17 protein-coding genes are annotated in these 20,637 nt (G+C 49.6%); 2 read left to right on the plus strand and 15 right to left on the minus strand.

Going from position 1 to position 20,637, the window contains the following annotated elements; translation table 11 throughout:
- From OA57_RS12665 to OA57_RS11945, 13 genes are all read right to left on the minus strand, one after another.
- Positions 1-6,782 (minus strand): ESPR-type extended signal peptide-containing protein (locus OA57_RS12665; protein WP_034618163.1); only part of this gene is annotated, 6,782 nt, incomplete at its 3' end.
- A 380-nt stretch (positions 6,783-7,162) separates the two neighbouring features.
- Positions 7,163-7,717, minus strand: coding sequence for a DUF1523 family protein (locus OA57_RS11890; RefSeq protein ID WP_034618165.1), 555 nt, complete (start codon positions 7,715-7,717; stop codon positions 7,163-7,165).
- Positions 7,718-7,726: 9 nt separating this feature from the next.
- Complete coding sequence (locus tag OA57_RS11895; RefSeq protein WP_034618167.1) at positions 7,727-8,509, minus strand: YchF/TatD family DNA exonuclease; 783 nt, start codon at positions 8,507-8,509, stop codon at positions 7,727-7,729.
- Positions 8,510-9,493: a DNA polymerase III subunit delta' gene (gene holB, locus OA57_RS11900; protein WP_034618169.1), complete on the minus strand. Its 984-nt coding sequence runs from the start codon at positions 9,491-9,493 to the stop codon at positions 8,510-8,512.
- 4 nt (positions 9,494-9,497) lie between these two features.
- A complete protein-coding gene (tmk, locus tag OA57_RS11905) occupies positions 9,498-10,142 on the minus strand; it encodes a dTMP kinase (RefSeq protein WP_034618172.1) in 645 nt (214 codons plus the stop codon).
- A gap of 1 nt (position 10,143) precedes the next feature.
- Entirely contained in the window at positions 10,144-11,199 is a 1,056-nt protein-coding gene (mltG, locus tag OA57_RS11910) for an endolytic transglycosylase MltG (protein ID WP_034618174.1), read from the minus strand.
- A 128-nt stretch (positions 11,200-11,327) separates the two neighbouring features.
- Positions 11,328-12,239, minus strand: coding sequence for a DMT family transporter (locus OA57_RS11915; protein WP_034618176.1), 912 nt, complete (start codon positions 12,237-12,239; stop codon positions 11,328-11,330).
- 96 nt (positions 12,240-12,335) lie between these two features.
- Positions 12,336-13,568 carry a phosphoglycerate dehydrogenase gene (gene serA, locus OA57_RS11920; RefSeq protein ID WP_034618179.1) on the minus strand — a complete coding sequence of 411 codons (1,233 nt, stop codon included), beginning with the start codon at positions 13,566-13,568 and terminating at the stop codon, positions 12,336-12,338.
- A gap of 20 nt (positions 13,569-13,588) precedes the next feature.
- A complete protein-coding gene (gene rpiA / locus OA57_RS11925) occupies positions 13,589-14,248 on the minus strand; it encodes a ribose-5-phosphate isomerase RpiA (RefSeq protein WP_034618182.1) in 660 nt (219 codons plus the stop codon).
- Positions 14,249-14,327: 79 nt separating this feature from the next.
- On the minus strand, positions 14,328-15,104 hold the full coding sequence (locus OA57_RS11930; protein ID WP_200883630.1) for a nucleotidyltransferase domain-containing protein: 777 nt from the start codon (positions 15,102-15,104) through the stop codon (positions 14,328-14,330).
- A 14-nt stretch (positions 15,105-15,118) separates the two neighbouring features.
- Complete coding sequence (hemW, locus tag OA57_RS11935) at positions 15,119-16,261, minus strand: radical SAM family heme chaperone HemW (RefSeq protein WP_034618183.1); 1,143 nt, start codon at positions 16,259-16,261, stop codon at positions 15,119-15,121.
- Between the two features lie 8 nt (positions 16,262-16,269).
- On the minus strand, positions 16,270-16,866 hold the full coding sequence (rdgB, locus tag OA57_RS11940; RefSeq protein WP_200883631.1) for an RdgB/HAM1 family non-canonical purine NTP pyrophosphatase: 597 nt from the start codon (positions 16,864-16,866) through the stop codon (positions 16,270-16,272).
- A gap of 14 nt (positions 16,867-16,880) precedes the next feature.
- Complete coding sequence (locus OA57_RS11945; RefSeq protein ID WP_034618186.1) at positions 16,881-17,483, minus strand: HAD family hydrolase; 603 nt, start codon at positions 17,481-17,483, stop codon at positions 16,881-16,883.
- A 185-nt stretch (positions 17,484-17,668) separates the two neighbouring features.
- Between OA57_RS11945 and OA57_RS11950 the strand changes: the two genes are divergently transcribed.
- Positions 17,669-18,682 (plus strand): PTS transporter subunit IIC, encoded by a 1,014-nt coding sequence (locus OA57_RS11950; protein ID WP_034618204.1) that lies wholly within the window; start codon positions 17,669-17,671, stop codon positions 18,680-18,682.
- Here the strand turns inward: OA57_RS11950 and OA57_RS11955 are convergent.
- Entirely contained in the window at positions 18,679-19,026 is a 348-nt protein-coding gene (locus tag OA57_RS11955) for a type II toxin-antitoxin system HicB family antitoxin (RefSeq protein WP_034618189.1), read from the minus strand. The two genes, OA57_RS11950 and OA57_RS11955, sit on opposite strands and share 4 nt — an antisense overlap.
- The gene (locus OA57_RS11960) at positions 19,026-19,280 is read right to left on the minus strand and encodes a type II toxin-antitoxin system HicA family toxin (protein ID WP_034618206.1); all 255 of its coding nucleotides are present in this window, start codon (positions 19,278-19,280) and stop codon (positions 19,026-19,028) included. The genes OA57_RS11955 and OA57_RS11960 overlap by 1 nt, the downstream gene beginning before the upstream one ends.
- 181 nt (positions 19,281-19,461) lie before the next feature.
- Between OA57_RS11960 and metK the strand changes: the two genes are divergently transcribed.
- Complete coding sequence (gene metK, locus OA57_RS11965) at positions 19,462-20,616, plus strand: methionine adenosyltransferase (protein ID WP_034618190.1); 1,155 nt, start codon at positions 19,462-19,464, stop codon at positions 20,614-20,616.
- The last annotated feature ends 21 nt before the right edge of the window (positions 20,617-20,637 follow it).

Consider the following 20,637-nt stretch of genomic DNA (forward strand, 5'->3'; position numbering starts at 1 on the left):
CCGTCCGGTTTGGTGTAGACGATACGGGTTTTGCTTTCGCCGTTTTCACCGTCGTTGCCGTCCAAACCCGGCGCACCGTTTTTCACGCCGATGGTGGCTTGGGCGCTGGTGCCGTCCGCACCGGCAGGGCCGGTCAGACCGATGGTGCCGTCTGCACCGTTGAGGCTGACGCCGTCTTTACCGTCTGCGCCTTTCACCACAATGGTGCCGGCGTTTTCATTATCACCGATGGTAATGTTGTCGGCCAGATCGACTGCGTAATCCGTCACACCGGTTTCTTCATTCGTGGTCGGGGTCACCGTCAACGAATCTGAACCTGCGCTAACCGTTGATTTCTCGGCATTAACGGTATACGTGGTTACTGTGCCCTCTGTGTTGCTTTCAACAGTGGTATTGTTGCCGGCTTCAACCACGGTCGAGCCACCGCCGGCATCAATAATCGCTTTGTTGAGCTGATCAAGGTTAACGGCATCGGTTCCATCGGTGCCTTCCGCAACATTGGTGATTTTATTACCGCCGTTGTTCAAACCGCCGTCTGTCAGGCTAACCACATTATCAGCATTATCCTCGGTTGGTGCTGCAATCGTAACGCCGTCTTTATTGATAACCGTTGTATCACCCGCAGCCGTACCGAATGTAGCGCTGGTCAAACCTGTTAAATTTTGAGCCAGTTTGACAATCAATGTATCAGTTCCATCTGCTTCAACACCGATATTGCCGTCCGTCAACGCACCGGTATTATTGCCCTTCACATTCACGGTTTCACCCAGTTTACGCTCGAACTGCGTACCGGTATCACCGGCGAATGTCAGCGGATTGTTCAACCCTTGGTTTACATGGGCAATCGCATCGTCGATATTGGTTTCACCGGTGCCGCCGATGCCGTCTGTATCGCCGCCCATGGTGATATTGCCTTGATTATCAACAGCGGCATCGCCACCCAAGACATTCACAACCGAATTAGCCACATTGCCCAAGCGGTCGGTCACCAGATACAACTGGCTGCCGTTAATCGCATCGGTAGAGGTAGCGCTGATTTGGCCGGCGGCGACATTTTTGATTTGGCGCTCTGCACCTGCCGCACCGACTGACACAATAGCGCCGTCAGTTAAGGTATCCGAGCCGGCAAAGCCGCCATACTCGATACCGTTTACCATAGCCTCGGTGGTTTGTACATATTGATCAGCGGTTGAATCATTGCCCAACACCACTGCACCGCTCATGCCGTTTGCAACGGTAACATTATTGCCCACCACAAATACATTGCTGTCTTGTACGCTGTTATTGTAGCCGACAATCGCCGAATTGGAGGCATCCACTTCGTTTTGAATGCCGCCTGAAGTGGTAATCACACCGTTGGCATCACGGGTAACCGCTTCGCCGCCCAAGTTGTTGCGGCCGCCCAAGATAAACGAATTATCGGTGCTGCTGCCGACGGCATTGTTGTTACCGGCCGAGAAACTGTTGCTACCGCTCAAGATAGACGGATCGCCGACCGCACTTGACCCTTCACCGCTGACCACATTGCCGGTACCGATGGAAATCGTATTGGCAGCCGTCGCTTGCGCGCCGTTACCCATGGCAATCGATGAAGTGCCGCTGGCAACAGATTGTGTCCCGCTTGCAATGGCATTGACTGCCGATGCATTGGCTGATGTACCGCTCGCAATCGCATTGGCCGCACTCGCCTGCGCCAATGGTCCGACGGCAACACTGCTAGCCCCACTGGCATTAGTGCCGGAACCGATCGCAATTGCCGTTAAACCGCTTGCCGTTGAGGCCGTATAACTGCCCACACCTAAATTAGAACCGATCGCAATTGCACCCATTGCCGCAGCCATTGCATCGGTACCGATACTGGTCGTATTGTTTGTGCGGACATTCATACCGGCTCCACGGCCTAATGCGATATTACTGTTGCCATTGACCCCTATACCTGCCTGTGAACCGACAGAGGTATTGCCTGTTCCGCGGCTGGTACGGCCTGCATAAGCGCCCAATCCTGTATTTTCACTACCTTGAACATTTAGTAAAGCGGATTTGCCCAAGGCTGAATTTTCACTGCCGACAATACTGTCACCGGCTTTATCGCCCACCAGTGTATTCCGCGTGCCTCTCGCAAATTCACCGGCTTCCGCCCCGATATAGACATTGACATCCATCCCGCTTGAGCCGCTGCCGTTGTAAGTGCCGTCACTATTAGCACCTGCATTTTGACCGATCATCACTGAAGCGCCGCTATGATTACTCGCCCCCTGACCGGCATTGTGCCCTACCGATACCATTCCCGCCGTTGTGGACTGGCTGTAAGAGCCGATCGCAATTGCATGCTGCTGATTAGCTGTGGCTACCGTACCTACTGCAATCGAATCTTGCGCAGAAGCAACCGTTGTCGCAGTAACTTCATCATTATTATTCAATGTGCTGGAACCCAATGCAATGGCGCGTTGGCCTGAGGCTTCCGCACTGCTGCCGATCGCCGTCGCTTGTTTGGCTGATGCCGCCGCATTAGAGCCGATAGCCATGGCATAGTCTTGGCTTGCATTGGTATTTCGTCCTGCCGCAATAGATGCTGTTCCGGTTGCGTTCGATTGCACCCCGCTCGCCACACTGTATTTGCCGCTTGCAGTCGACGCCGCCCCTAACGCAGCCGCTGATTCACCGCTGGCATTGGCGCCCGCACCAAAAGCGGCGCTATCGCCACCGGTCGCCTGTGTTTTACGACCGACAGCCGTTGCACCATTTGCTAGTGCTTTAGCATCTCCACCCAATGCCGTTGTCGCAGTTTCGGTTGCTTGGGCATAAGCCCCCATGGCGACCGATGCCTCACCGGAAGCCGTCACCGAACCACCGACAGCCACTGCGCCGACTTTGCTTGCCGCAGCTCTATTCCCGACGGCAGTAGATTCTTGACCGGAAGCAGTGCTGTTCACACCGGCAGCCAATGCCCGCAATCCTGTAGCGCCGTCATTGTTATAGTTGCCGTCTTGGTCATTATTGCCGTTTACGCTGTAGTAATGAATCGCATCGCCACTGCTGATATTTTTAATCTCTTCAGCCAATTGGTTGGACACCATATACAACTGGCTGCCGTTGATGGCATCCGTGCTGGTTGTGCTGATTTCACCTGCAGCGACATTAATGATTTGGCGCTCTTTGCCTGCATCGCCCACGCTCACGACACCGTTTGCAGCGCTACCTTGACCGGCAAAGCCGCTGTAAGTGATGCCGTTGACCGTTGCGCTATTTTCGGCAGTTGCGGCGCGATCGGTTGAGTTATTGCCCAACACCACACTGTTATCTTGCGTAGTGGTCACATTGCTGCCGACCACAAAGGTGTTGTCGTTGGCAATAGTATTGTCGTTACCCAAAGAGTAAGAACCGGCTCCGCTGATGGTAGTCGGATCACCAATAGCCCCCGAACCTTCACCGCTGACCACATTGCCGGTACCGATGGAAATCGTATTGGCAGCTGTGGCTTGTGCGCCGTTACCCATGGCAATCGCATTTTCACCGCTGGCTACAGCCGTATTACCTTGTGCAATGCTGCTCCCACCTGTGGCAGAAGCGGCTCTACCCATAGCGATATCGCTTGAAATAGTGCTTGCAGAACCGTCTACACCAGCAACCGAACCGCTACCGAAAGCAATAGAATCATTACCGAAAGATTTGGCTCTTTTCCCAATGGAAATAGAACGGTTTACAGTAAGGTTTTCACCTTCACCTACTTTGCCCATATCAGAGCCCGCCGCATGACCAAAGGCAATATTATCATCCCCCCAAGTGCCTGCGCCGGCATAGAAGCCCGAAGAAATATTTTGACTGCCTTGGCGCTGCATGCCGGCTTGCAAACCGCTTGATACGTTGGCACTGCCGGTTGAATTCCGCCCTGCCAGCTGACCGACAGAAACGTTGAGATCGCCAATAACACCAGAACCGGCACTACTACCGATAGACACACTGTGGCCCATCGCATTGATATACGGAGCGAAACCAACAGCTGTCGAATCCGAACCCGCTCGCAAACCAATAGCAATCGTTTCTGTGCTCGTGGCCAAATTCTGACCGGCTCTTTCACCCAGTACGACATTGCCGTAGGAAGCAGTATTTTTACCGGCTTCTTTACCGATATACACACTTGGCGCACGCTTGTTGTCTGCTACTGCCGCTTGCAGGGCTTGAGCAGCGGTATCCAATTTGCCCGCCTCAAAACCGATGGCGACACTGTAATCTTTTTTCGAGTTTACGCCCGCTTCAGTACCGATATTGACGTTTTGAATATTCCAGTTATCTACCGTACCCTGCGCAGCATTTTCACCGATAGAAATATTGCGGCCGCCATCGGCAGTCGCACCGTATCCAATAGCAATATTATTCATTTTGCCAACGGTCGTGCGGTTATTCGGATTTTGCGGGTCGTCCATATCAGCACGGCCTGCCGTGGCGCTTTGCCCGATGGCAATCGAACCGGAAGTGACTGCATTTGCACTGCTGCCGACAGCAACGCTGCCTTCTCCTGCCGCTTTCGCATTCACGCCGGCAGCCAAAGTATTTTTACCTGTGGCACCATCATTATTATAGTTGCCGCCTTGCACATTATTGTCATTTACACTGTAGTAATGAATGCCGTCACCGCTGCTGCTGATATTATTAATTTGTTTACTTAACTCATCAGACACCAGATACAACTGGCTGCCGTTGATGGCATCGGTAGAGGTAGCCGTGATTGCACCTGCTGCCACATTAATGATTTGGCGCTCTTTGCCTGTATCGCCCACGCTCACGACACCGTTTGCAGCGCTGCCTTGACCGGCAAAGCCGCTGTAAGTGATGCCGTTGACCGTTGCGCTATTTTCGGCAGTTGCAGCACGATCGGTTGAGTTATTGCCCAACACCACACTGTTATCTTGCGTAGTGGTCACATTGCTGCCCACCACAAAGGTGTTGTTTTGAGCGATATTATTGTCATTACCCAGAGAGTAAGAGCCTTCGCCACTGATGGTGGTCGGGTCGCCGATAGCGCCGGATTTTTTGCCGGTTACGTTATTGCCAAACCCGATACTGATTGACTGCTCGCCCACAGCCTTCGCATTTTTACCGATCGCAACGGCATTAGCGCCCGAAGCAGTAGCCGTGTCACCCACTGCCAAAGAAGAGCTGCCGGATGCTTTGGCATTGGCACCCAAAGCAGAAGCATTGGCCGCTGTAGCAGACGAGGCAATACCAACGGCAGTAGTGTAACGCGCACCATTAATCACCGTCGCTTCACGATTCGGCATACCCTCTTCATCACGAGACAGAGGGCCTAATTCCGCACCGGCCGCCGCGCTGGTGCCGATGGCCACACCATATTCTCCCGTGGTGGCATAACGACCGATGGCTACCGAAGCGCTGGCCAGATTGGTTGCCGAATCTTGTAACGTTCGGGCACTCTGCCCAATCGCTACCCCGCCGTAACTTTTTGAATTTTGGCCGATAGCAATCGTTGCCGCATCAGTCACCCGTTGAGAATAGGCATTCTCACCGATTGCAATCGCATCAATTGATGCTTGTGCATTTTGGCCGACAGCAATACCGTTATTACCTTTGTAAAGTGTCGTTTCCATTGCTCCGCTCTCTAAATTGAGCGCGGTTATCGGCGTATCAATCGTTTTAGCACCGCTACCCACAGCAATGGCATTGCTGGCATTATCCACCACAGCCTGATCACCGATTGCAATCGAGCTGGCACCTGTTTGATCCGCGTCGCTACCGGCTTTTACCTGCGCCGCTTTGCCGATTGCAATCGAGCTTGCGGTCAAGCTTTTGGCGCTTTTTCCGATGGCAGTCGCACTATCTGCCGTTGCTGTTGTATCCGTACCGATGGCCAAGGCATCTGCTGCGCTGGCTTTGGCAGCAGTATCCGTATCTAAATAAGCATCTGTAGCGGTTGATGAACCGATGGCGATCGAACGAGTGCCGCTGGCTTGTGAAGAGTGGCCGACAGCCAAAGCATTGGCGCCGGTGGCGCTGGCGACATTACCGAGCGCGGTTGAATAGTCGCCGGAAGCAGTTGTTTGACGGCCCATTGCAATTGCAGTGTTGCCTGACGAAACGGTGCCGGTGCCGATGGCAACTGCCGAAGGGCCGGCAGCTTTATTGCCCATACCCATTGCCAATGCATAACCATCGCTGGCTTCATTACCATTACCGAAGGCAAACGCAGCATAATTGTTGCCTGTCATACCGGCAATATTATTGTAACCGACAGCGGTGCCGCCTGCACGGGCAATGCTGTTTTGACCGATACTAACAGCCGATGGCGATACGCCGTTGGTAGTAGATGAATCATCATTCTTAGGCTGATTGTGCTCAGGCATGGCCACCCATTGTGCAGCAGTGCCGTCACGGTTAGTGATTTGCTGATAACCCACACTCTGATTGCTGGAATAGGCGTTTGCGCCGATTGAAATATTTCCTGTTAGGTTATCAGTCGGCAAAGAACTAGCCGCCGCTATTGCATTAGTACCAATCGCAATCGAATCTTGCGCCAGTGCACTGGCACCACCTGATACACTACTGGTCGAACCGATGGCCACCGATGCATAACCCGACATCGGGAAGGCCGCTAACATGGCGATTACTGACGCTTTCAATACCGTAATAAAAGGAGACGATTGCTTAACGGCAACCGCTCTTTTGTCTACGGAACCCGTACTTTTGCCATGACCGGCCGCTAATTCCGATACCACGACCAAACTCTGTTTAGCCGTACTCCAAATCACTTTATAGATGCTATTCATTACACATATCCTCACACGCTACTTATCATTACTCGGCAAATCAACAAAACAACATTTAAATACACCAAGCTTACAAATCTTTTTAAGGCGGAAATTAAATCATTTTTAATACAATAGTTCAATTTTTTTTCATTATGCGAGAATTAATTTACAATTTGATTTGTTATCGCCTAATAAATTAACGTGATTATTCGAATAAAATCTTATTTATGATTGATATGGAGCAGATAAGAGAAAGAATATGGTGTTCAGCAACAGGACAAACGGATACGGCTGAGGATAAAAAATCTTATAATTCATCATAAAAACGCCATTGCTTGCGATCATATGCCCAAAGGGATAAAGCACAGCAACAGCGTCAATTGAATTTCGGCAAAAATTTACTTACCGCTTTCATTCTCACTGTCAAACCAGCCGCGGATAAACTGAATGGACAGGAATAATGTGATCAATAACAGGAAATACAGAATATAACCGGCTACCGGCCAAGCAGGTGTCGCATCGGGCTGCACTTCTTTCATTGAGGTCATATTGCGGAATTCATCAAACATCACCAAACGCCAGCCGTAATATTTCGCCTGTACCGTTTTTTTGTCGACGGCGAATCCCTGTGCCTTCGCCTGTAAGTCGGCAGAATTGAATTTGAAATAGAACGGAAATCCCCAACGGGTATCTTCGTTACGATAAACCATCACTTTATCGGTATTCGGTTTTTGTGTGTAGATATAATACACATCACGGGTCGGGCCGTCCGCCGGATTGGATTTGGTAATCGGGCCGTCTTTGTCCACGCGTTTCACTTCTACGCCGGTGATATGGGTCACCTCATAATGCGGAAAATAAAAATTGACGGTGGCAAACAATACGCCGTGAATCAGCAGGGTGACCAAAATAAAAAACAGGGTTATGCCTCTGCGGAGGGTAAATTTAGCCATAATGGTTCCTTATTGTACTTTTATCTTAAATAACCGTTCAAAATTGGCCGTGGTAATCTGCGCCAATTCCTCACTGCTCACACCTTTTAAAACCGCCAGATAGTCACACACTTCACGCACGTATGCAGGCTGGTTCTGCTTGCCGCGATACGGCACCGGCGCCAGATACGGCGAATCGGTTTCCACCAGCAAGCGATCAAGCGGAACATGTTGAATCACGTCACGAATCTGTTGTGCGTTACGAAACGTGATGATGCCGGAAACGGAAATATAAAAACCCAGTTCCAGCGCCTGATCCGCCGTCCATTGATTTTCTGTGAAACAGTGTAACACGCCGCCGCACTTTTGTGCATTGCCTTGTTTCAGCAACGCAATCGTATCCTCTCTTGCCGAACGGGTGTGGATAATCAACGGTTTGTCCAGTTGGTTGGCAATCTCGATTTGTCGGCTGAAAATCCGCTGCTGCTTGGCTTTATTGTCAACACTGTAATAATAATCCAGTCCGCACTCGCCAATGGCAACCACCTGTGGCGCTTGCGCCAGCCGTAACATCTTTTCCGCATCAAAGGTTTCGTCTTCTACATTCAACGGATGCACGCCGCAAGAGAGCGAAACAGCCTTATGCTGCGCAAGTGCAGTGTGTAATTTTTCGAAACCGCTTAAGGTGGTGCTGATCGACAGCACATGCCGCACATCGCGTTGTTTTGCTTTTTCCAGCGCATCGTCCATATTGCGATGTAAATTTTCATAATCCAAGCTGTCCAAATGACAGTGTGAGTCCACAATAAACACTTATACCTCAAAAACGTCTGTAATTAGTTTGGTTAAAAAATCCAGCACCATCAATTCCTGATTGACGGCGTTGATTTGGGTCAGATCACGGCGTAACTGCCGCAGCAAGTCATTGGCATGTAAAAGTGCGGTTTGCGAAAACAGCCTGCTGAATTGTTCGATCCCGTTGGCAATGTCTTGGTTAATCCAGCCCTGCCGAATCTGTAGGCGGCATTTTAGGCAATCGCTGAAAAAAGCGGTCAGCCAGTTGAGCTGCCGTTGTAACAGCACGTCGTCATCGAAAGCGAACTGTTTCATAAACGGTTCCGGCGCACGGTTTTGCTGAAACAGCCAGAATTGGCGTAAAAACTGTTTGCGCAAATCCAACCAGCCTTTCTGTAATGCGTTCAACGTTGCCAGTGGGCGGTTGTAATTAATGCGAAGTGCGGTTTCGATGTCCGTTTCTTGTACGGCAATCTGCTGTTGCAGCCAGGCTTTCACTTGCGGCTGCGGCGGTGCGGTCAGCGTCCAGACCTGACAACGACTGTAGATGGTCGGCATGAGCGCGGCACTCAAATCGGCAAGCAATAAAAAGTAAGTGCGATCGCTCGGCTCTTCCAGCGTTTTCAACAACGCATTGGCCGCCGCTTCGCTCAAACGTTCCAGTGTCGGGATATACACGACTTTATTGCCGTCCTGTCGGGCGTATTGCTGCAAACTGCCGATCAGCTCACGCACCTGATCAATGCCGATATTTTTGCCTTCCTGCACTTGCAGGCAGTGAAAATCCGGATGGCTTTCGGCATGAAAAAGCCCGCAATTTTGGCATTTTCCGCACGCTTGCAGCCCCGGTTTTTCCAGACACAACAAGCCTTGTGCAAGTGCGGTCAGCAGTTGCTCACTGCCCAAACCCGCATCGCTTTTGAATAATAACGCATGATGGCCGTGCTGTTGTGCAAAGCTGTTGTCCAGTTGTGCAAAGAGCGGTTCGAACCACGGATACATCGGCTTAATCCTGTGTCGACAACCAGTTGTCGACCGCACTTCGAACATCGCTCGCAACCTGTTCGATTGGCTGTGAGGCATCGATCAACAGCGCATTCGGATCCGCCGCCACCAGCTCCAGATAACGGGCACGGGTGCGTTCAAAGAAATCCAATTGCAATTGTTCGATACGATCCAATTCGCCACGACTGCGGGCACGGCTCAAGCCCAATTCGGGATCAATGTCCAGATACAGGGTCAAGTGCGGTTTGAAATCGCCCAATACGGTATCGCGCAAGGTCGAGAGCAACGTACGGTCAATCTGCCGCCCGCCGCCCTGATATGCCTGTGACGACATATCATGCCGATCGCCCAGCACCCATTTACCGCACGTTAATGCGGGGCGGATCACATTTTCCACCAGCTGAATCCGAGCGGCATACAACATCAATAATTCGGCTTTATCGCTAATCACTTCGTTGCCGTCGCCAAATTTGATCAATTGGCGCAACTTTTCCGCCAACGGCGTGCCGCCCGGCTCACGGGTAAATTCAATCCGCTCGATACCGTGTGCCTGCAACGCCTGTAATACGGCTTCACGCGCGGTGGTTTTGCCGGCGCCTTCCAAGCCTTCCAACACAATAAATTTACCGCACTTTTGATTTTGCATATTAATTTCCATTTTGCTGAGAGCCGTTTTTTTGCGAACGCAACCATCTCAAATATTGCCGTACCGCCTGATTATGTTCCGCCAGCGTATTGCTGAACTTATGTCCGCCGCTGCCGTCCGCCACAAAGTAAAGTGCGGTACTGTCCGCCGGATGCGCTACGGCTTGCAGCGACGCTTCGCTCGGCATCGCAATCGGGGTTGGCGGCAAGCCGTCGATTTGATAAGTATTGTAAGCGGTTTTTTCGTCCAGATCTTTGCGCCGGATATTGCCCTGATAATTATCGCCCATGCCGTAAATCACGGTCGGATCGGTTTGCAGCCGCATATTCCGTTTCAAACGATTGATAAACACCGCCGCCACCTGCGCCCGTTCACGGTCAAGTGCGGTCTCTTTTTCGACAATCGATGCCAAAATCAGCATTTCGTACGGATTCTTCAGCGGCAAATTTTCAGCACGCCCTTGCCATGCTTTCTCCAATACCTGTTGCATACGCTGCACCGCTCTTTGCAGCAATGCCAGATCGGTTGAATTGACCGCATAATGATAAGTGTCGGGATAGACCCGGCCTTCCAGCGTTTTGCTTTGCCCGCCATCGGTTAAAGGCAATTTTAGCAAATCGAAAATCTCGCTCTCCGTTTTGTCGGTCAGCGAATGCTGCAAGTGCGGTGCATTTGCCAAGCTTTGCCGCAGCTGTTTATACTGTTCGCCGTCGCCGAAACGAATCGCAAACTGCGCCTCTTTGCCGCTGTTCAGCAATTGCAGCAGTTCGGTCAAGTTGGTCACGCCGTTCAGCGAGTAAGTGCCGGCTTTGACCGCACTCAGTTCCGGTTGTAAACGCAATAACAGCGGAAAAAAGGTATCGTCTTCAATCAATCGCTGTTGTTGCAAAAATTCGCCCAATTTTTTGCCGGTGGTGCCGCGCTCAACGGTCAGTAATTGATCCTGCGCCGCCTGAATCGGTTGATTCGCCAGTTTTTGAATCTGTTGATAGCCCCAGAAAACCCCGACCGCCGCCAATGTCGCCAACAAAAATAAAAAAGAGAACAGTTTTTTCATAACACCCAATCATAAAAACAAAAGCGCCCCAGTTTAACAGGAATCGAGGGGAGATGGTAGCCGAGCGAAATCTGAAGAGGTGAATGCCCCAAATTGGAAATTGCCCCGCTAAAAGGCCATTTCAAGTGTCATAGCGCAATCTTTTTGCCCGTTCGCTTGGCTTTTTTACTGCGCAGCGAACCTAAATAAATCGCCAGCAACGTTAAGCCCGCACCGAGCCATTGTAGGCTGTTAATCGGTTTTTGCAGCCAGAAATAGTCGATAACCAAGGCGGCGACGGGTTCACTCAACAATAATAAGCCGGTAACGGAGAGGGATAACAGCGGAATCGCATAAGCAATCAGCCCCCAGGCAAAACATTGCATCAGCGCACCGTAAACCAGAATCAGCCCGACATCACGCCAAGTCGTCGGGTATAAATTGTCGCTGTTGAGCAGCAATGACGGCAACAGCAGTGCCGCCATTCCGCCCAAACTGACCAGCAGCATTAACGGGAAAAGTGCGGTTTTTTCTACTTGCTGAGTTTTACGCACAAACACCATTGAGAGTGCCAACATACCACCGGAGATAATCCCGCTGACAAATCCCCAACCGGCATCATTATTATGCCCAAATTCAGGACTGGCAATCATAGCGACACCAATGATCGCCAAAAATAAACTGAATAATTGGAGTTTAGTTAGCCGTTCATGAAACCAAATAAAACCGATTGCCGATAAAAAGAAAATTTGCAGGCTGTTCAACAAAGTGGAAATGCCGGGGCCGACGGCATAAATGCTTTCGTGCCACAGCGCTAAATCAAAGCCCAAAAAAGCGCCGGACGACAGCGCCATGCCGATCGCTTTGCGGCTGTTCGGGAACGGTTGGCGAAAAAAACGCATTACCCCCCAGAAAATCAATGCGGCAACCAGCAAGCGCCAAAATGCAATGGCATAAGCCCCGACCGGTACAAATTTGACGATCAAGCTGCCGAGCCCGAAAATCACGCAGCCGATAATCAGCAACGGTGCGGCATAGCCTGTGTGGGATTGTTCTGACATATTGCCCTCTTATGTTGGTTGTGCGATCAAATTCAAGATAAAAATAAAAAAGCGGTTTCCTTCGGCAAGAAAACCGCACTTTCGCTATTCGCACGGCTAAAACAAGACACGTGCCTTGATTGTGCCTTCGATACTGCGCAAACGTTGCAGCACGTTATCGGTGTTGGTGGTTTCCACATCAATCACCACATAGCCGATCTGCGCGTTGGTTTGTAAATATTGGGCTGCGATATTCACACCTTCGTCGGTAAAAATCTGGTTGATTTTGTTCAACACGCCCGGACGATTGTGATGAATATGCATCAAGCGTTTAGTGCCGGAATGTTCCGGCAGCGAGACTTCGGGGAAATTGACCGCCGACAGCGTTGAGCCGTTATCGGAATATTTCACCAGTTTATTGGCGACTTCCGCGCCGATATTCGCCTGTGCCTCCGAGGTCGAACCGCCGATATGCGGGGTAAGAATCACATTGTCGAAACGGCGCAACGGCGATTCGAACGGGTCATGAATCGAAGCCGGTTCGGTCGGGAAGACGTCGATTGCAGCCCCCAACACCCGTCCTTCGTCCAATGCCAAAGCCAACGCATCAAGATCGACAACCGTGCCGCGTGCCGCATTGATTAAGATCGAATCCTGTTTCAATTGTTCGATCCGCTCTTTGCTCATCAGATTTTTGGTGGAATCGTTTTCCGGCACATGCAGTGAAATCACGTCACAGGTCGACAATAATTCTTCCAGCGTGCGAATCTGCTGCGCATTGCCCAACGGCAGTTTATTTTCGATATCATAAAAATAAACCCGCATACCGACCGCTTCCGCCAGCACGCTTAACTGTGAGCCGATATGACCGTAACCGATAATCCCCAGTTTTTTGCCGCGCACTTCATGCGAACCGGTGGCGGATTTATTCCATAATCCGCGATGCACTTCCGCATTCGCCTGCGGAATCTTACGCATCAACAGCAAAATCTCGCCCAGTACCAATTCGGCGACGGAGCGAGTGTTGGAAAAGGGCGCATTAAAAACCGGAATACCGCGTTGTTTCGCCGTTTCCAGATCAACCTGATTAGTGCCGATACAAAAACACCCGATGGCAATCAATTTTTGTGCGTGCTGCAACACGTCCGCCGTCAGGTGGGTTCGGGAGCGGATCCCGATAAAATGCGCATCTTTGATCGCTTCAATCAAATCGGCATCGTCCAATGCTTTTTTGTGATATTCGATGTTGGTGTAACCGACACAGTGCAAGCTGTCGAGCGCACTTTGATGAACCCCTTCCAGAAGCAAAAATTTGATTTTCGCTTTATCCAATGAGACTTTTGCTGTCATTTGCTTTCCTCTTGTTTAATTTATGCCAAAATCTGAACGCCCTGCGTGCTGCCGACAATCACAATATCGGCTCTGCGCAAGGCAAAAATGCCGTTTGTGACGACACCGGCGATATTATTCAAGGTTTTTTCCATCTCTATCGGCTGCATAAGCTTGAAATGATGCACGTCTAGAATGACATTGCCGTTATCGGTCACCACGCCCTCACGATATTCCGGCTGTCCGCCCAAACCGACCAGTTTACGCGCCACATAAGAGCGTGCCATCGGGATCACTTCTACCGGCAGCGGAAATGTTGAGCCTAGCACATCAACCTGTTTTGTGGAATCCACGATACAGATGAATTTTTTTGCTAATGAAGACACAATTTTTTCACGTGTCAACGCCGCTCCGCCGCCTTTAATCATCATTTTTTGCGGATTGATCTCATCGGCGCCGTCAACATAAATATCCAGCCCTGACACTTCATTGGCATTGAACACGTCAATTCCCAACGCCAGCAAACGGCGTTCGGATTCTTTCGATGCGGCAACCGCACCTTTGATTTGATCCGCCATCGCCCCCAATGCCTCGATAAAACAATTGACCGTCGAACCGCTGCCGACCCCGACAATACTGCCTGCTTCCACATATTTCAGCGCCGCCTGCGCCGCCTGTTTTTTCATTTCCAGCTGATCCATGACTTATCCTTATGTTGACAAAATATTGATTTATCTTACTACGTTATCGGGATTGTTCAATCCTCGTTTCATCGAAAATTTATTCTTTAATCCACGTTCTAAACAGTACATTGGCCGCATTATTATCAGGCAGTCGACACTTTTCTAAGGTCAGTACATAGTGCTGATAATAGGTGATTTTTTCTTCGATAAACCGATTGATGTTTTCAACTTTAGGTTCAAGATTAAATTCTTCACCAGCCAATTTACGCACCAATAAACGATCTATTTCCTTTTTTAAATCTGAGGCGAGTAAAGCATCATTGAGTAGATCGGCAAATAAAATCGGCGGATTCTTTTGATATTTTTCAATCCATATACAAGCTAAAATCGGACGTAATACGTAAAAATATTTTTTAATTTTGACTAAATCCGATCGTAAATATCCACGGAAATTTCCATCCGCCATATGTAGATAATGATGAATCATATTACGCGGTGAAAAATACGCCGCAGCCAGCTGCCTGAACGCCGATAAAAACGGCATATTGACCTGATAAACTATCGGTGAATATAACCATTCGGAAAGTGCCGGATTGCCTTTACGGCCTAATTTTAGTGCTTTTTTCAAATCCCAACCGCTAATATCCAATAAATCATTAATCGGATATTCCAATACATCACGAGGCTCATCAATTGACAAATAATCCGCCTGAGTACGAACATAAATAAAGCGCACATCATAATCACTGTCCTGAGAGGGGAATCCCCACGCCCGACTACCGGATTCCACCGCATAAAGTATCGTCACATTTTCTTCTTGCTCGATTTTCTTTAATTCACGACTGATTTTTTCCATCATTTCTACCGTCATCATCTCCGCTCCTTTAACTAATCCAAAAACTGCTCCAACAGTTCATTTAAAAACAATTTACCGTGTTCGGTCACCTGCCAAGTGCGGTCGGTTTCAACAAGGTAGTTTTGCTGTTTTGCCCATGCTATCCGTGTGGAAACAACGCCTAAATCCAGCCCGGTTAATTGGACAAAATCCTGTTTGGCGACCGGTTCCAACAGGCGGAAGCGGTTCATAAAGAATTCAAACGGACGTTCGGCGGCGCCGACCGCACTTTGGCTATGCAGGTAATTGCCTTGCATATAGCCTTTCGGGTGTTTGGTTTTGGCGTAACGCACAATGTCGCCGTTCGGAAAACTCACCTTGCCGTGAGCGCCGCAGCCAATCGCCAGATAGTCGCCGAAACGCCAATAATTCAGATTATGTTTGCACTGATAGCCCGGCTTGGCATAGGCTGAAGTTTCATATTGCCGATAACCGGCGGCGGTCAGCAACTGATGCCCTTGTTCAAAAATATCCCATAACGCATCGTCATCGGGCAGTTTCGGAGGGCGATAATAAAACATCGTATTCGGTTCAATCGTCAATTGATACCATGACAAGTGCGGTGGCGCCAGCGCGATGCCTTGCCGCAAATCGTTCAGCGCCTGCTGCACTGTCTGGTTCGGCAAGCCGTGCATTAAATCGATATTAAAACTGTTCAGCCCGCTGTTTTTGGCAAATTGAATGGCATTTAACGCCTCTTCGACATTATGAATCCGCCCTAGCCTTTCCAGTTTTTCCTGCTCAAAACTCTGGATCCCCATTGAAATACGGGTAACACCGGCTTGACGATAGCCAATAAAGCGTTCGGCTTCCGCTGTGCCCGGATTGGCTTCCAACGTAATTTCAATATCCTCGGCAAACGGGACTCGCTTCCGTACCTGTTGCAATAAATCGGCAATCGCCGTCGCTGAAAACAGGCTCGGTGTACCGCCGCCGATAAAAATCGAATGCAAAGTACGGTTTTGCACATAATGCAGGTCATTATCCAAATCCTTCAACAAATGGCGGATATACTCGGTTTCGGGGATCGCCCCTTTCTGCGCATGTGAATTAAAATCGCAATACGGGCATTTTTGCACGCACCACGGGATATGAATATACAAACTCAACGGCGGGAGCGACAGTGGCTGTAACATAATGCGGTTTATTTCCCGTTTAGCCGTTGGCGTAGGACAGCTAACGCATTGGCACGGTGCGAAACTTTTTTCTTCTCCGTCGGTTCCAATTCGGCAAAGCTGGCATTTTTCGGCGGATAGAAAAACAGCGAATCGTAGCCGAAGCCGTTTGTGCCTTTTTCCTCAAACAAAATTTCTCCGTAGCATGCCCCCTCGGCAATCAGTGGCGTCGGATCATTTTCATGTTGCAGCAGCACAATTACACTGACAAATTTTGCACCGCGCTCTGCTTGCGGTATCCTCGCCATGTCCGCCAATAGCTTGGCTCGGTTTTTGCCGTCATTGCCCTCTTCGCCGGCATAACGGGCGGAATACAACCCCGGTGCGCCGCCAAGTGCGGTCACCGCCAGCCCCGAATCATCGGCGATTGCCGGCAAACCGCTGATCTTCGCCGCATGACGGGCTTTCAAAATCGCATTTTCGACAAAGGTCAATCCGGTCTCTTCCGGACTTTCAATTCCAAATTCAGATTGCGCCGCCACCTCAAAGCCGAATTGCGCCAACACGCCCGCCATCTCTTTCACTTTGCCCTGATTACCGGTCGCCAGCACGATTTTTTGTTGCATGATTTTTTCCTTAATTATTGTTGTTGCAAGAAAGTATAAACCTGATCAATACCCGTCTGATCATTTTGATAACACACGCCGGCGATACCGCACTTTTGTGCCGCTTCAATATTGGCGTCGGAGTCATCAATAAACAGTGTTTGCTGCGGATTAAGTTGATATTTTTCAATAGCATAATGAAAAATATCCAAGTGCGGTTTGATCAGTTTCACTTCCGCCGAAATCACAATGCCGCGAAATAAGTGCCAATAATCATAACGCTGTTTCAAATAGGCATACGCATGTAACGGCATATTGCTGATACAGAGTAAATCCACCTTACGACGGTGCAAATCATGCAATAAATCCAGTGCCAACGGCATTGGCTCTAGCGATTCACGCACCACTTGCATAAAGCGTTCCATCTCGCTCAACGGCTTTGCCAACAGCAGCGAAAACAGCGCCAATGCCTTATCATATTCCATTAAACCGGCGTCCAGCGCCAGCCAGCCTTGATTAAAAAAGACCTTGCGATATTGCGCCTGCTCCTGCGGATCGTCGCTAAAGCGCTGCAAAATGCCGTCAGGATCCCATTTCACTAACACATTGCCCAAATCAAAAATCACGCTTTTTTTCATGGCTCTTCTCCTCTGAAAAATAACCATTATTCTAACGGTTCGCCACACTTTTAGATAGTAAATCTCACCGCACTTTGGATCAGCGGCCACCAACAATGATAAATATCATTTTCAGCCATAAAAAACACTTTCACATAAAAAAAGAAAAGGATATGCTACAAAAAATATTAACGGGGAATTTTTCCATGACCATTCGTGATTTTTTACAGCGTCAAAATATTCAATTCAGCCTGAAACGTTATGCGGTTGACGCCCTGAATTTAATGGCGTTAGGCCTGTTTTCTTCCTTGATTATCGGTTTGATTCTGAAAAATGTCGGAACTTGGTGCGATCTCCCTTGGCTAATCGATGTCGGTTCACAAGCGCAGAAAGCCATGGGGGCGGCAATCGGCGTTGGTGTAGCATATGCATTACAAGCACCGCCCTTAGTCTTACTCAGCAGCACGATTACCGGACTGGCAGGGGCGGCATTGGGCGGCCCGGTCGGCTGTTTTCTGGCAGCGGCAATCGGTGCGGAATGCGGCAAGCTGGTCAGCAAAATAACGGTGGTCGATATTATCGTCACACCCGCCGTTACCCTTTGCGGCGGTATTGCCGTTGCCCAGCTATTGGGACAACCAATTTCAACCCTGATGCATCAAATCGGCAGCTTTATTATGTGGTCGGTCGAGCTGCAACCGCTGTTAATGGGCGTCGTGGTTTCCGTTGTTATGGGCGTGGTATTGACACTGCCTATTTCCAGTGCCGCCATTGCGATTTCATTGTCCTTAAGCGGTTTGGCGGCGGGCGCGGCAACGGTCGGCTGCTGCTGCCAAATGATCGGCTTTGCCGTGATGAGCTTCAAGGAAAACCGTTGGGGCGGCTTGCTTAGTCAGGGCTTGGGCACCAGTATGCTGCAAATGCCGAATATTGTGCGCAATCCCAAAATCTGGCTGCCTCCGATCATCTCAAGTGCGGTGTTGGGGGCGCTTTCAACCCTCATTTTTCAAATGGTCAATATTCCGAGCGGCGCAGGTATGGGCACCAGCGGTTTGGTCGGACAAATCGGCACACTTGAGGCAATGGGCGGCTCAATAAACGTTTGGCTTGCAATTGCGCTGCTGCATTTTATTTTGCCGGCATGCTTCACCTTTATGATTGCCGCCTTTTTCCGCCGCAAAGGTTGGATTAAAGACGGGGATTTGAAATTAAGCAGTTAATTCGTTTGCAGTTGCTGAATATCTGATTGTAGTCGTTTCACGACCCATTCATTCAAACTCAGATTTTCAGCACTGGCAAACGCCGCTATTTCTGCGTGTAATGCCGGTTCTAAACGCAAGTTAAATCGACCAGAATAATGTTTATAAGGCTCTATCCCATTTTCTTGGCAAACCGCCATAAACTCCCGCAATGAAATTTCACCTTCACGCCGCAATGATTCAACATCGGCGGCATAAAAATCTGCTCCGCCGTTCAGTCCTGTAAATTCGCCACGGAACAGTCCTAATTCATCATCATAGGTAATCACGGCTTTATTTCCGTCGATAATCATCATATTTTTCATTATGGCGTTACTCCATTTTCTTCCAACCATTTTCGCATGCTCGCAACCGCCCCTTTGTCAGTGTCCGGTTTAGGGTGCGGGCGATGAAAAACCTTTACTTGTCCGAACAATATCACCGCAATCCGCGAACCTTCCCGTTCCTGCAACTCTGCACCCAATTCAATAAAAAGTGCTTCAATCTCTTTCCAACGGATATTGCCGCTAGTCGGCCGTTTAAAAATCAATTGTAAGGTGGCTTTAGATTTATTTTTCACACTATCATGTCCCAGCATTAAGATAGTACCATATTTTAGTACTATATTTTTCAATAATCAATATTTTGAGCAAAAATCGTTTGGTATTTATACGCAAAATCAGTATTATAGCCGTCCAGATGGTTACGCTTCCAAAATATGGTAACCCAGATTACGAATACCTATGATAAAAAGAGAAATTATGTCTAACTATTTATTTACTTCCGAATCCGTTTCCGCAGGCCACCCTGACAAAATTGCCGATCAGATTTCCGATGCGGTACTGGATGCGATTATTGAACAAGATCCGAAAGCGCGCGTCGCTTGTGAAACCTACGTAAAAACCGGCATGGCGCTGGTCGGCGGCGAAATCACGACTTCCGCTTGGGTCGATATCGAACACATTGCACGCCAAGTGATTTGCGACATCGGCTACACCTCATCTACCATGGGCTTTGACGGTCATTCTTGCGCTGTGCTGAACGGCATCGGCAAGCAATCTTCTGATATCAATCAGGGTGTTGATCGTGCCGATCCGCTGGCACAAGGTGCGGGCGATCAAGGGATTATGTTCGGCTACGCCACCAACGAAACCGATGTGCTGATGCCTGCGCCGATCACTTACGCGCACCGTTTGATGGAACAGCAGGAAAAAGTGCGCAAAAACGGTACGTTAAACTGGCTGCGTCCCGATGCCAAAAGTCAAATCACATTCCAGTACGACAAACACAATATTGTCGGTATTGATGCGGTCGTGCTTTCCACCCAACATGCGGAAGAAGTCGATCAAAAACAGATTTATGAAGGCGTGATGGAAGAAATTATCAAGCCGATTCTGCCGAGCGAATGGCTCTCTGCCGAAACGAAATATTTTATCAACCCGACCGGCCGTTTTGTGATCGGCGGCCCGATGGGCGACTGCGGCTTGACCGGACGGAAAATCATTGTCGACACCTACGGCGGCGCAGCCCGTCACGGCGGCGGTGCATTCTCCGGCAAGGATCCGTCAAAAGTGGATCGCTCCGCTGCCTATGCCGCACGTTACGTTGCCAAAAATATCGTTGCCGCCGGCTTGGCGGATCGGTGTGAAATCCAACTTTCTTACGCTATCGGCGTGGCAGAACCGACGTCGATTATGCTCGAAACCTTCGGTACTGCAAAAGTCAGCGAAGCCTTATTGGTAAAACTGGTACGCGAGTTCTTCGATCTGCGTCCATACGGTTTAATCAAAATGTTGGATCTGATTCAGCCGATTTACCGTAAAACCGCTACCTACGGCCATTTCGGTCGCAACGAATTCCCGTGGGAAAAAACCGACCGTGCGGAAGAATTGCGCAACGCGGCAGGGCTGAAATAACGTAATAACACAAAGTGCGGT

This window comes from Chelonobacter oris (assembly GCF_000772535.1).
In the GTDB taxonomy this organism is placed as follows: domain Bacteria; phylum Pseudomonadota; class Gammaproteobacteria; order Enterobacterales; family Pasteurellaceae; genus Chelonobacter; species Chelonobacter oris.